Genomic DNA, 13,364 nt, shown 5'->3' on the forward strand with positions numbered 1-13,364 from the left:
GATCGCCGCCGGTCACCAAATTGAACAACGCGCGGCCGTTGGAAAGACGGTCCAGCGTCGCCGCCTGGCGTGCGGCCAGCGTCGGTGAAATGATGCCGGGGCGAAGTGCGACCAGAAAACGCAACCGCTGAGTGACGGGGACGAGTGATGAAGCCACCAGCCAGGAGTCTTCGCAGGAACGGCCCGTGGGGATCAGGACACCACCGAAACCGAGCTGATCCGTCGCCTGGGCGATTTGTTGCAAATAGCGATAATCCACGGGTCGTGCCGATTCTCCGCTGCCGAGGTAATGACCGTCGCCGTGTGTGGGGAGAAACCAGAAAATATTGAGGCTCATGACGTATCTCCAGTCAAAATTAGTGTTCGGAAGGGGCGTGCCAGACCTGCGTTGAGATCGAAATCGGCACCGGAATCAGACGATTTTGATAGAACAGATCCGCCGTTTCCTGCTGTGCGCGGATGACGCGCTGATCCAAGGGGCGGATCACCGTCACCGGGCGATGATCCAGATAGCTTGTGATCACCGCGCGTGGAAGTCCTATCGCATTGGCCAGCAGGTCCGTGCTGTGCGGGCGTTCGCTGACCGTGAATTTTTCAGCCTCCGTCAGCGTGTCCAACACCTGTCGGATAAACGTCCCGTTGCGCTCGGCGTAATGACGCGACGCCAGATAAAACGCGCCTGTCTGATTCAGATGGGTACCGTCGGTCAACACGCGAACGTCGCCCTGCAACAGCGCGGCGGAATAGTAGGGATCCCAGATGGCCCAGGCATCCACATTCCCCTGTTGAAAGGCGGCGCGAGCATCGGCTGGCGTGAGGTAAGCAGGCTGAATGTCGCTAAACGACAGTCCCGCCTGTTGCAGGGCACGCAGCACCAGATTGTGTGAACTGGAGCCTTTCTGGAACGCCACTTTTTTGCCTTTCAGATCGGCCACGCTGTTAACCGGACTGTCGGCGGCGACCAAAATGACTTCAGCTTTGGGTTTCGGGGGCTCGACGCCGATGTAAAGCAGGTTTGCGCCAGCGGCCTGAGCAAATATCGGTGGCGTATCGCCGGTACTGCCGATATCAATGCTGCCGACGTTCAGTGCTTCCAGCATTTGCGGCCCGGCCGGAAACTCAATCCAGCGAATGGCGGTATCCGGAAAACGCTTTTCAAGTAGCTGATGCGTTTTTGTGAGCAACAGACTGACCGATCCCTTTTGGTAACCGATCCGCAGCTGCGGTGGACTCTCGGCGGCGAAGGTGACGGAAGCCAACCCGAGCGTGCCAACCATCAGCCAGGGCGATTGTCGTTTTAACCATGAAAACATGCGGCAATCCTAGGCGCTGTGCTGCAGTTGGGGATAGCGTTGACGTCTCAGCAGCGCCTGGAAAAGATTCTCCAACGCCTCTTGCAGCCGCTCTTGCAGCGCACTGGAGAATTCTGGCGTACGGTCGTAATCGCGGATCTGGCTGTCGTCGGCAAACACGCTTTGGAGGATCTCCTGCGCCTTCAGCGCATTGAGCACCGGCAGGAGGCTGTAGTCGACCGCCAGCATGTGCGCGAGCGAACCGCCGGTGGCGATCGGGAGTACGGCCTTGTGGGCCAGAGCCCGCTCGGGCAGGACATCCAATAAGGCTTTCAGACCGCCGGTAAACGAGGCCTTGTAAATCGGGGTGGCGATGATAACGCCATCCGCCGTGGACAACTGCTCGTTGAGCGTTTGTAAGGCTGGACTGTCGAAGCGGGCATTGAGGAGATCTTCCGGTGGGAAATTGTGTAGATGCCAGGGAAGGACTTCCACGCCCTTGGCTGTCAGCCACTTGCCTGCATGCTGCAGAAGCGCGGTGGAACGTGACGGGTAGCGGGGGCTTCCTGCTAAAGTGATAACGCGCATAGGTACTCCTTCTAACGTATTGTTAGCATCTCTTACCATTGGGCAACATGCGGTCAGTCTGGCAGACACCGACTTATTCCATTAAATGATTTATTGTGTAATCGAAAGACTGAAAGTGCATAACATTGTCAGCGCTATCGCCCGTTCGCCGTTATCGGCGAGGCCTTTTTTGTCACAGGTCAATTCCCTTTCCGGGCCGGATGGCCGATAATACTGCCCCGGTCTGCAACCGGGAATCCAGGAGAGTCCATGTACCCCCTTATTCGTAAAGCGTTATTCCAGCTCGACCCAGAGCGCGCGCATGAGTTTACCTTTCAGCAGTTGCGTCGTATCAGCCATACCCCACTCGAATTTCTTGTCCGTCAGTCTGTTCCTACCAAACCCGTGACCTGCATGGGGCTGTCGTTTAAAAACCCGCTGGGGCTTGCCGCCGGTCTGGATAAAGACGGCGAATGCGTGGATGCGCTGGGGGCGATGGGATTTGGCTTCATAGAAGTCGGGACCGTGACGCCGCGACCTCAGCCGGGAAATGATAAGCCGCGCTTATTTCGTTTGGTGGAAGCCGAAGGATTAATTAACCGCATGGGATTTAATAATCTCGGGGTGGATAATCTGGTGGAGAACGTCAAGAAATCCCATTTCGGCGGCGTATTAGGGATTAATATCGGCAAGAATAAAGATACGCCGGTTGAGAATGGAAAGGATGATTATCTGATTTGCATGGAGAAGACCTATGCTCACGCAGGATATATCGCCATTAATATTTCATCGCCGAATACGCCAGGATTACGAACGCTGCAGTACGGCGAAGCCCTGGATGATTTGTTACAAGCGGTAAAAAATAAACAGGCGGAATTGGAAGCCAAACATCAGAAATATGTGCCTGTGGCGGTGAAAATAGCGCCGGATCTTTCAGAGGAAGAATTGATCCAAATTGCAGATAGTCTGGTGCGGCATAATATCGATGGCGTGATTGCGACCAATACCACGTTGGATCGTCAATTGATCCAGGGATTAAATCACAGCGGTCAGACTGGGGGATTAAGCGGTCGTCCATTACAGCTGCTCAGTACCGAAGTAATACGCCGTTTATCTCAGGAATTAAACGGTCGTCTACCCATTATCGGAGTTGGGGGGATTGACTCTCTGATGGCTGCCCGGGAAAAAATGGCGGCGGGTGCGACGCTGGTACAAATTTACAGTGGGTTTATTTTCCGTGGACCGGGTCTAATTAAAGATATCGTCACTCATATCTAATTTTTTCATCTTCATTCATAGCCGGGGGTTTATTTCTGCTCCCGGCTAGTCTATATTTTTTTGGGGCTGTATAAAAATAACGCATTCGAGTTCCCCAAGGGTTAATTTTGCAGGCGCTAAATATCGCAGGCAGCGCAAAAGGAATAATGAAGGTATTACGATGAAATTAAAACCTGACGATAATTGGCGGTGGTATTTTGACGGCGAACAGCAACGACTGATGTTGGATCTGGCCGACGGAATGTTATTCCGATCTCGTTATCCGATGTCGATGTTAACCCCGGATGCTTTTATGGACAGCGCATTTTGCGTCGATGATGCTGCGCTATTTTTTACCTATCAGGAAAAGTGTCAGAGAATAACCCTCCCTCAGGCTGAAAAAGCCGAACTGATATTAAATGCGCTGGTAGCGAATCGCTTTATGAAACCGCTGATGCCCAAAAGCTGGCATTTCACGCCGCAATCAGGTGAGGGCTACCGCCCGACGATCGGGGACATCGTCAACGTTCAACTCGTTGATCGCGATGAAGACGCCAGTCTGCTGGTGGTGGAAGAGGGGGAGAAAGCCAGCCTGTGTTTATTGGCGCAAAGCCAGCTGACGCTGAATGCGAAAACGCTGCAGCTTGGCGACCCCATCAAAATTATGCACGACCGGTTGTCGCCAGCAGAGGCGATTGATGATGTTGACAGCGATTCGTCGCAGTATGCCTGCGTAGGCTGATCTCGCCGATTACGGATGCACCACACGAATCTGGCATTGACCGTTAAGAGCTGTTGTCCCGATTGCTCGGTGATTGCAGGCGAATGACCGTCTAATCTTCTTGATGTCGTTATTTGGCCGTTGCGTCTGTCTTCATCTCGTTCTGACTTTCTCTCCCAGGCTTATCTCGCATTTTCACGTTGCCTGATTCATTGATCTTCCTCTCAGGAGCGTCGACCTGAACGTCTAAGGATGCCCGTTCACGCCTTCTTTATACGTTTTGTGCGGCGTGTTACCGGCTTTTGGGGCTTACCTCAACCTAAATTTCCTCCGCTGACAGCACCACAGTCTCGTCCCATTGGCCCGCAGGTACCGTGACGTGGCGCTATCCTCCCCCCAGCGCGCATCGTTAGGCTCAAGGAGCAGGTGCGCCAACCCCCGCGTTGCCCAGAGCACGATGACGTCGATCGGCTGCGGTGCATTATGACAACCGGTGGGGATTAGCTATAATGCGCCTCAATTTTCTTTAAGGTGATATCTGCTCTATGAACTCTCTGTTTGCCAGCACGGCGCGTGGTTTGGAAGAATTATTAAAAAGCGAACTTGAGGCGCTGGGCGCTCAGGATTGCGCGGTCGTGCAGGGGGGCGTGCATTTTCAGGGAGACGATCGCCTGGTGTACCAAAGCCTGATGTGGAGCCGTCTGGCCTCCCGCATCCTGCTTCCGCTCAATGAATTCAACGTCTACAGCGATTTGGACCTCTATCTGGGGGTTCAGGCGGTGGACTGGTCGACTATTTTCAGCGTTGATAAAACTTTCGCCGTCCATTTCAGCGGCACGAACGACGAAATTCGTAATAGCCAATACGGCGCATTGAAAGTCAAAGACGCCATCGTCGATAGCTTTACCCGCCGTACCGGCCAGCGTCCCGACGTGGCGAAACAGCAGCCGGATATTCGCATCAACGTTTTCCTGCAACGCGAAAAAGCCAGCGTGGCGATCGATCTCAGCGGCGATGGTCTGCATATGCGTGGCTACCGTGAACTGGCCGGTCAGGCGCCTCTCAAAGAAAATCTGGCTGCGGCTATCGTGCTGCGTTCCGGCTGGGAAAACGGTACGCCGATGGTCGATCCGATGTGCGGCTCCGGGACCTTATTGATCGAAGCGGCCATGATCGCCGCCGATCGGGCGCCGGGGTTACATCGTCATCATTGGGGATTCCTGGCATGGGAGCAATTCAATCCGACGTTGTGGAAAGAGGTCACCACCGACGCGCAGCAGCGCGCCCGCGCTGGTGTGCAGGCCACTGCGTCCCGCTTCTTCGGTTCGGATAACGATCGTCGGGTCATCGACATCGCTCGCGCTAACGCCCGCCGTGCTGGCGTCAGTGAACTGATCCGTTTTGATGTTTGCGACGCCGTACAACTAAAAAATCCGCTGCCGGAAGGCCCTACCGGAACGGTGCTGAGCAACCCGCCTTACGGCGAGCGTCTGGAAAGTGAACCGGCCCTGATTGCGCTGCACAACATGCTAGGTCGGATTATGAAAGCCTCGTTCGGCGGCTGGCAGCTGTCCCTGTTCAGCGCATCGCCGGAGCTGTTGAGCTGTTTACAGCTGCGCGCCGACCGCCAGTTCAAAGCCAAAAACGGCCCGCTGGATTGTGTGCAGAAAAACTACCAGCTGGCGGCGAATAGTGCTGAAAGCGTTAGCGCGCCGGCGGATGATTTTGCGAACCGACTGAAGAAAAACCTGCGTAAGCTGGATAAATGGGCCAAACAGCAGGGCATCGAATGCTACCGCGTTTACGATGCCGATTTGCCGGAATACAACGTCGCCGTCGACCGTTACGGCAGTTGGGTGGTCGTGCAGGAATATGCGCCGCCGAAGACGGTGGATGCTCAGAAAGCCCGCCAGCGTTTGTTCGACGTGATCAATGCCACGCTAAGCGTGCTGGGCGTGCCGACCAATCAGCTGATTCTCAAGACGCGTGAGCGTCAAAAAGGGAAAAATCAGTATGAGAAGCTGGCTCAGAAAGGCGAGTTTCTGCTGGTGGACGAGTACAACGCTCGACTGTGGGTCAACCTGACCGATTATCTGGATACCGGTCTGTTCCTGGACCACCGTGTCGCCCGTAAAATGCTGGGTGAACTGAGTCAGGGAAAAGATTTCCTGAACCTGTTCGCCTACACCGGTACAGCCAGCGTTCACGCAGGTATCGGCGGCGCGCGCAGCACGACCACGGTAGACATGTCGCGTACCTATCTGGAGTGGGCGGAGAAGAACCTGCGGGCCAATGGTCTCACCGGGCGTAATCATCGATTGATCCAGGCGGATTGCCTGAGCTGGTTGAGCCAGTCTAACGAACAGTTTGATGTGATCTTCATCGATCCGCCGACGTTCTCCAACTCCAAACGCATGGAGGCCACGTTTGACGTGCAGCGTGATCATCTGATGCTGATGAAGGATTTAAAACGCCTGCTGAAACGCGGCGGCACCATCATGTTTTCCAACAATAAACGGGGCTTCCAGATGGACATGGAAGGACTCGCCGCGCTGGGTCTGGAAGCGCAGGACATCACTGCCCGTACCCAATCGCAGGATTTCGCCCGTAATCGTCAGATTCACAACTGCTGGCTGCTGAAGCACGCCGGAGAGGAAAAGTAATTCATGTCATTAATCAGTTTATCAGGCGCCTGGCTGTCATTCAGCGATGCGCCGCTGCTGGACAACACCGAGCTGCATATCGAAGACAACGAACGCGTCTGTCTGGTCGGTCGTAACGGCGCCGGGAAGTCCACGCTGTTAAAAATCCTTGCGAAGGATATCCCTCTGGACGATGGCCGTTTGGTCTTCGAACAGGATCTGATCGTCGCCCGATTACAGCAGGATCCGCCGCGCAACGTAGCAGGCAGCGTTTTCGATTTCGTGGCCGAAGGCGTCGCGGAGCAGGCCGAGCATCTGAAGGCGTACCACGCCGCGCTGCGTCTGGTCGAAACCGATCCCAGCGAGCGGAACCTGAATCAACTGGCTAAGGTCCAGGAAGTGCTGGACCATCAGGGTCTCTGGAAACTGGAAGACCGCATCAACGCCGTGCTGGAACAGCTGGGCCTGACGGCGGATACGCCGCTGTCGTCCCTGTCTGGCGGCTGGCTGCGCAAGGCGGCGTTGGGCCGGGCGCTGGTGAGCGCTCCCCGGGTCTTGCTGCTGGACGAACCGACAAACCATCTGGATATTGAAACCATCGACTGGCTGGAAGGGTTCCTGAAATCTTTCCAGGGCAGCATCATTTTCATTTCCCATGACCGTTCTTTCATCCGCAATATGGCGACCCGAATCGTTGATTTGGACCGCGGCAAACTCGTTTCCTGGCCGGGCGACTATGATAAGTATCTGGCGGGCAAGGAAGAGGCTCTGCGAGTGGAAGAACTGCAGAACGCAGAATTCGACCGCAAACTGGCGCAGGAAGAGGTTTGGATCCGTCAGGGCATCAAGGCGCGACGCACCCGTAATGAAGGGCGTGTGCGCGCGTTGAAGGCCCTGCGTCAGGAACGGACTCAACGTCGTGAAGTGATGGGATCGGCCCAAATGCAGGTGGAAGAGGCGGCGCGCTCCGGCAAGATCGTCTTTGAACTGGAAAACGCCAGCTACCAGGTGGGCGGCAAAGTCTTGCTGAACAACTTCTCCGCTCAGGTGCAGCGCGGCGATAAAATTGCGCTGGTCGGGCCTAACGGCTGTGGTAAAACCACGCTGTTGAAACTGATGCTGGGCCAACTGAAGGCGGATAGCGGCCGCATCCACTGCGGAACTAAGCTGGAAGTGGCTTATTTCGATCAGCACCGGGCCGAACTGGACCCGGAGCGGACGGTGATGGACAACCTGGCCGAAGGCAAGCAGGAAGTGATGGTCAATGGCCGTTCTCGCCATGTGCTCGGCTATTTGCAAGACTTCTTGTTCCATCCTAAACGGGCGATGACGCCGGTGAAGGCACTGTCTGGCGGAGAGCGAAACCGCCTGTTGCTGGCGCGGCTATTCTTGAAGCCCAGCAACCTGTTGATTCTCGATGAACCGACCAACGATCTGGATGTGGAAACGCTGGAACTTCTTGAAGAGCTGCTCGACAGCTATCAGGGCACGGTATTGCTGGTGAGCCATGACCGTCAGTTTGTCGACAACTCGGTCACGGAGTGCTGGATTTTTGAAGGCAACGGCGTCATCGGACAGTATGTCGGGGGGTATTACGACGCACAGCAGCAGCGTTCGGTTGCGACGCCGTTGCGCGCGACGGCTTCCGCCGCATCCGCCGAAACCAAGTCTGCGCCCGTCGCAGCGCGACCGGCTAAACAGGCTGCCACGGTTAAGCTCAGTTATAACCAGCAGCGTGAGCTGGCGCAGCTGCCTCAGCAGTTGGAAGCCTTTGAGCTTGAGATCGCCTCCTTGCAGGAGCAGATGAACGATCCGTCGTTCTTCTCACGTCCTCATGACGAAACACAGCCGGTGCTGGACGCGTTGGCGCTGGCCGAACAACGTCTGGAAACCAGCTTCGCCCGCTGGGAAGAGCTTGAGTCTTTGCAAAACGGCAACGCGTAGCTTTTGACGTCAGGCAGACCCGCGCCGCGGCTGCCTGGCTGGCAACAGGAGGTTATTGATGTGCACCCACTCCCACTCTGCGGAGGGTAAGATGCTGTGCCCGCAGTGCGACCTGCTGGTCGAACTTCCTGACTTACGGCCAGGTCAGCGGGCGCTGTGCCCGCGCTGCAATACGCTGCTGACGAGCCATCGTCCGGAAGCGCGCTGGCGTTCGGTGAGTTTTGCCGTCAGCGCGCTGGTGATGCTCTTCCTGTCTGCGCTATTTCCCTTCGTCTCCATGCAGGTGGCGGGGATCACCAGCGAAGTCACTTTGCTGGAAATCCCCAAAGTCATGGTGGATGAGAATTACGCCAGCATGGCGACGCTGTTCATGCTGTTCGTTCAGTGTATTCCAGCCAGCTGCATGCTTATCATTATCGGGCTGTGCGGACATATTCGGATGAACCTCGAACTCACCCGACTGCTGGCGCGGATTTTGTTTCAGCTGAAAAGCTGGGGCATGCCGGAAATCTTTCTGGCCGGTGTTCTGGTGAGTTTCGTTAAGCTGATGGCTTACGGCAGCATCGGCATCGGCATCAGCTTTATTCCCTATGTTCTGTTTTGTCTTCTGCAACTGCTGGCTTTCCAGAGTCTTGACCGCCGTCGGCTATGGCATGACGTCACACCCGCACCGGCAGTACCGGATTCGCTGGAAGCCGGGCGCAGCGGCATCGCGCAAGGCGTACGCTCCTGCAGCTGTTGCACGGCGGTGCTCCCGGCGGATGAATGGGTTTGCCCGCGGTGCCACACGCACGGACACCTGCGTCGGCGGCATAGTCTGCAGTGGACGCTGGCGCTGCTGATCACATCGCTCATGCTGTATATCCCGGCGAACATGCTGCCCATTATGGTGACGGAAGCGCTGGGCAACCGCATGGACTCCACGATTATGTCCGGCGTGGTCATGCTGTGGGGCTCCGGTTCATATCCGGTCGCCATGGTGATTTTTATCGCCAGCATCATGGTGCCGACGCTCAAGATGATCGCGCTGGGCTGGCTATGCTGGTGTACGCAAGGCAAAAGCCGCCACGATTCCGAGCGAATGCACTTGGTCTACGAGGTGGTGGAATTCGTGGGGCGTTGGTCCATGATTGATGTGTTCGTGATCGCCGTGCTGTCCGCGTTAGTTCGCGTCGGTCGTTTTATGAGCGTGTATCCTGAAATCGGCGCAGTGCTGTTTGCCGCGGTGGTTATTCTGACCATGCTTGCCGCTATTATGTTTGATCCCCGCCTGTTGTGGGATCGCTACAACCGTGAGTGAGAGGAGTTTTCCATTGACGAAAAATAACCACAGCGCTGCGGAGATTGAATCGCTTAAGCGCTGGTCTCCGGTCTGGATTGTGCCCATCGTCACGTTGCTGATCGGCGCCTGGATCCTGTTTTACCACTTCAGCCATCAAGGCCCGGAAATTACGCTGACGGCGCAAACGGCTGATGGGATTGAGGCGGGGAAAACGCCCATTAAAAGCCGCAGCGTTAACGTCGGCGTGGTGGAAAGCGTGGTGCTGAGTAAAGACCTCCACCAGGTTGAGATTAAAGCGCGTTTGAATAACGACATGGATCACCTGCTGAGCACCGACTCGGTGTTCTGGGTGGTGAAGGCTCAGGTCGGGCGTGAAGGGATCTCCGGTCTCGGGACGCTGCTGTCTGGGTCGTTTATCCAGTTGCAGCCGGGCTCCAGCGAGGACGAAAGCCGTAACTTTAAACTTTTGGACAGCCCGCCATTGGCTTCTCCTGACGCCAAAGGGATCCGCGTGTCGCTGACCAGCGAACGCGCCGGTCAGCTGAATGCAGGCGATCCGGTGCTGTTCCGCGGTTATCGCGTCGGTTCGGTGGAAACCAGCCACTTTGATCCGGCAGCCCGGAAAATGAGCTACCGACTGTTCATCAATGCGCCCTACAACTCGCTGGTGACCAACAACGTTCGCTTCTGGAAAGATAGCGGCGTCGCGCTCGATCTCTCTGCGCAGGGGATGCGCGTTGAGATGGGCTCGCTGACGACGTTGCTGAACGGCGGCGTGAGTTTCGACGTGCCGAGCGGCTGGGAGCTGGGCGATCCGGCGAAAGAACATGCCGAATACCAGCTGTATGATAGCCAGCGCAGCATTCAGGACACGCTGTATACCCGGTACAAAGAGTATCTGATGTTCTTTGACGAGTCCGTACGCGGTCTGCAGCCGGGAGCGCCGGTCGAGTTCCGCGGTATCCGTCTGGGTACGGTGTCTCAGGTGCCGTTCTTCCCGCATGAAATGAAGCAAAGTCTGGCTAATGACTACCGTATTCCGGTCATGATCCGCATCGAACCGGATCGTCTGCAGGCGCACGTCTGGGACCAGCTGAATCTGGAACAGGAAATCAAGGAAGCGCCAGCGTTAGGGCTGAGAGCCTCCATGAAGACGGCCAACATTCTGACCGGCGCGCTGTATATCGATCTGGACTTCTACCCGCAGTTGAAGGGACGTCCGGTGTCGATGGTCAAGGTCGACGGCTACGAGGTTTTGCCTACGGTGAGCGGCGGATTGTCGCAGATCCAGCACAAGGTGATGGCGGTATTGGATAAGGTGAACGGCCTGCCGTTGACGCCGATGGTGTCTCAGGCCACGCAAACGCTGGCTGAAAGTCAGGCGACCTTGCGCGAGCTTCAGAAAACACTGGCATCGCTGAACCAGATCACCGGCAACAAGTCGATGCAGCAGCTGCCTCAGGATATGCAGCGGACGCTACGTGAGCTGAATCGTAGCATGCAAGGCTTCCAACCGGGTTCTCCTGCCTATAACAAGATGGTGAACGATATGCAGCGGTTGGATCAGGTATTGCGTGAACTGCAGCCGCTGTTGCGCACCTTGAACGGTAAGAGCAATGCACTGGTGTTCGAAGCATCCGGTGGTCAGGATCCGCAACCGAAGAAGGCGAAATAAATCATGATGAAAGGATGGACATTGGCATTGGTGCTGCTGCTTGGGGCATGCAGCAGCGACTCGCAGAAAGTCTACTATCAGCTGCCGTCGGAGGCCGATAAAGCCACGGCCTCCGTCACCCCGGCTTCCGCGCCTCATCTGTGGGTGCGCGGGGTCGCGCTGGCTGATTCGCTGTCAAACAGCGGGATTGTGTATCAGACGTCTGACGTACGATACACCATTGCCAGCAACAACCTGTGGGCCAGCCCGCTGGATCAGCAGCTGCAGCAGTCGTTGATAGCGACGCTGCAACAGGGGCTGCCGTCATGGGGCGTGGTGAGCCGCGAGCCGGATGGCGATCGGGCGACGCTGGATATCACCGTTTCGGCCTTCCAGGGCCGCTATGACGGGAGTGCGGTGATCCGCGGCGCCTGGACGCTGCGCTATCAGGATCGCATCATCACTCAGCCGTTTAACGTCACGCTGCCGCAGACTGACGACGGTTATGATGCGCTGGTGAAAACGCTGGCCGCCGGCTGGCAGCAGGTGGCTCAGTCCATCGTGCGTCAGGCTGCCGCACTGTCCTAATTTGTTCTAAAAACAGACCGCTGAATGTCGAATTTTTTATAAGCAAAGACACTCAGCGGTTTTGTTTTCCTCTCAAACGCTTACCGCGTCCTGTTCCCCCCTTTAGGTAAAAGATTCCGATATTGGCTCACAAATATGACAATGGCGTGAATATTGCGTCTTGATCTTCAGACCAGGAATCGCTATTCCTAAAGTGTGGTTGCTCATAAAGTAATCACCATTCTTTCCACCAGACTCGTATGAGGGAAATGAGGCATGAAGAGACAGAAACGAGATCGCCTTGAACGGGCGCATTCACGCGGTTATCAAGCAGGTATTTCTGGTCGACCCAAGGAGCTTTGCCCCTATCAGTCGATCAATGCTCGGTCTTACTGGTTGGGAGGGTGGCGACAAGCCATGGAAGATAGGGCGGTAGCAGCTTAGCGGCTGCCTTATCTATCGAAAAGGAACCACCTCCGCCTTGCTGCGGAGGTTTTTTATGCGGTTCCAAAAGTCATTACGACCGCAGTTACGATCATCGTTACGATGGTTTTTGGATTGTCCTCTTCACACTCTCTCTGGCGACGAATTACAAACGGCAGCTTACCGCTTCGGCCAACTGCGCCAGCATGCGCTCGCTGTCTTCCCAGCTCAAACACGGGTCTGTAATGGACTGGCCGAACGTCAGTGAGGCGGGATTCAACGACGGCTGAGTCCCCTCCACCAGAAAACTTTCAATCATCACTCCCGCAATAGCTGTGCTGCCTTCTGAAAGTTGCCGACAGACCGAGAGGGCGACCTCTTTCTGACGCAGGTGCTGCTTCTGACAATTACCATGACTAAAATCGATGATAAGCCGCTGTGTCAGAGAAAATGATGCTAGCTGTTGGCAGGCCTGCGCCACATCTTCGGCGTGGTAGTTGGGGCGGGTGCCTCCGCGCATAATGATATGACCGTGTGGGTTTCCCGATGAGCGGTAGACTGCCATCTGACCTTGTTTATCCGGCGACAGGAACATGTGAGATGCTTGTGCGGAGCGGATCGCGTCAATCGCGATGCGGATATTGCCGTCCGTGCCGTTTTTAAAACCGACCGGGCAAGAGAGCGCCGACGCCATTTCCCGATGAATCTGACTCTCCGTCGTGCGTGCGCCAATGGCGCCCCAGCTGATTAAATCGGCAATATACTGGCCGGTAACGATATCCAGAAATTCGGTGGCCGTCGGCAGCCCCAGAGAGTTGATCTCCAGTAGCAGCTGACGGGCGAGTTTTAAGCCTGCGTTGACCTGAAAAGAACCGTCCAGATTGGGGTCCGCGATCAATCCCTTCCATCCCACCACTGTGCGCGGTTTCTCAAAATATGTGCGCATCACGATTTCCAACCGATGCTGATAACGCGTGCGCAGTTCGGCTAAGCGGCGTGCGTATTCCAGAGCGCT

Annotated in this window: 12 protein-coding genes; 8 read left to right on the forward strand and 4 right to left on the reverse strand. The window is 56.0% G+C overall.

Translation table 11 applies throughout. From position 1 onward, the window contains the following. From Q7O77_RS07440 to ssuE, 3 genes are all read right to left on the reverse strand, one after another. Positions 1 to 337: LLM class flavin-dependent oxidoreductase (locus tag Q7O77_RS07440; protein WP_304165090.1), on the reverse strand; the 337-nt coding region annotated here is incomplete at its 3' end. 19 nt (positions 338 to 356) lie between these two features. Then, positions 357 to 1,277 (reverse strand): sulfonate ABC transporter substrate-binding protein, encoded by a 921-nt coding sequence (locus Q7O77_RS07445; RefSeq protein WP_304165120.1) that lies wholly within the window; start codon positions 1,275 to 1,277, stop codon positions 357 to 359. A gap of 45 nt (positions 1,278 to 1,322) precedes the next feature. Then, positions 1,323 to 1,880 (reverse strand): NADPH-dependent FMN reductase, encoded by a 558-nt coding sequence (ssuE, locus tag Q7O77_RS07450; protein ID WP_304165093.1) that lies wholly within the window; start codon positions 1,878 to 1,880, stop codon positions 1,323 to 1,325. A 249-nt stretch (positions 1,881 to 2,129) separates the two neighbouring features. Between ssuE and pyrD the strand changes: the two genes are divergently transcribed. The 8 genes from pyrD to rmf all read left to right on the forward strand — a co-directional run bounded on the left by pyrD (position 2,130) and on the right by rmf (position 12,370). Continuing rightward, the gene (pyrD, locus tag Q7O77_RS07455) at positions 2,130 to 3,137 is read left to right on the forward strand and encodes a quinone-dependent dihydroorotate dehydrogenase (protein WP_304165096.1); all 1,008 of its coding nucleotides are present in this window, start codon (positions 2,130 to 2,132) and stop codon (positions 3,135 to 3,137) included. Between the two features lie 160 nt (positions 3,138 to 3,297). Further along, positions 3,298 to 3,858 carry a cell division protein ZapC gene (locus Q7O77_RS07460; protein ID WP_304165099.1) on the forward strand — a complete coding sequence of 187 codons (561 nt, stop codon included), beginning with the start codon at positions 3,298 to 3,300 and terminating at the stop codon, positions 3,856 to 3,858. A 524-nt stretch (positions 3,859 to 4,382) separates the two neighbouring features. Next, positions 4,383 to 6,500: a bifunctional 23S rRNA (guanine(2069)-N(7))-methyltransferase RlmK/23S rRNA (guanine(2445)-N(2))-methyltransferase RlmL gene (gene rlmKL / locus Q7O77_RS07465; protein WP_304165102.1), complete on the forward strand. Its 2,118-nt coding sequence runs from the start codon at positions 4,383 to 4,385 to the stop codon at positions 6,498 to 6,500. A 3-nt stretch (positions 6,501 to 6,503) separates the two neighbouring features. Beyond that, positions 6,504 to 8,423 carry an ABC transporter ATP-binding protein gene (locus Q7O77_RS07470; RefSeq protein WP_304165105.1) on the forward strand — a complete coding sequence of 640 codons (1,920 nt, stop codon included), beginning with the start codon at positions 6,504 to 6,506 and terminating at the stop codon, positions 8,421 to 8,423. 58 nt (positions 8,424 to 8,481) lie between these two features. Next, the gene (gene pqiA, locus Q7O77_RS07475) at positions 8,482 to 9,723 is read left to right on the forward strand and encodes a membrane integrity-associated transporter subunit PqiA (RefSeq protein WP_304165108.1); all 1,242 of its coding nucleotides are present in this window, start codon (positions 8,482 to 8,484) and stop codon (positions 9,721 to 9,723) included. Positions 9,724 to 9,736: 13 nt separating this feature from the next. Then, positions 9,737 to 11,380, forward strand: a complete 1,644-nt coding sequence (gene pqiB / locus Q7O77_RS07480) for an intermembrane transport protein PqiB (protein WP_304165111.1) — start codon at positions 9,737 to 9,739, stop codon at positions 11,378 to 11,380. 3 nt (positions 11,381 to 11,383) lie between these two features. Continuing rightward, positions 11,384 to 11,947 carry a membrane integrity-associated transporter subunit PqiC gene (pqiC, locus tag Q7O77_RS07485; RefSeq protein ID WP_304165114.1) on the forward strand — a complete coding sequence of 188 codons (564 nt, stop codon included), beginning with the start codon at positions 11,384 to 11,386 and terminating at the stop codon, positions 11,945 to 11,947. A 255-nt stretch (positions 11,948 to 12,202) separates the two neighbouring features. Further along, the gene (rmf, locus tag Q7O77_RS07490; protein WP_071999766.1) at positions 12,203 to 12,370 is read left to right on the forward strand and encodes a ribosome modulation factor; all 168 of its coding nucleotides are present in this window, start codon (positions 12,203 to 12,205) and stop codon (positions 12,368 to 12,370) included. 145 nt (positions 12,371 to 12,515) lie between these two features. Here rmf and Q7O77_RS07495 read toward each other — a convergent pair. Next, positions 12,516 to 13,364, reverse strand: an 849-nt coding sequence (locus tag Q7O77_RS07495; RefSeq protein ID WP_304165118.1) for a 3-deoxy-7-phosphoheptulonate synthase, incomplete at its 5' end; no start/stop codon positions are given.

Source organism: Lonsdalea britannica, from assembly GCF_946477055.1.
GTDB lineage: Bacteria > Pseudomonadota > Gammaproteobacteria > Enterobacterales > Enterobacteriaceae > Lonsdalea > Lonsdalea britannica_A.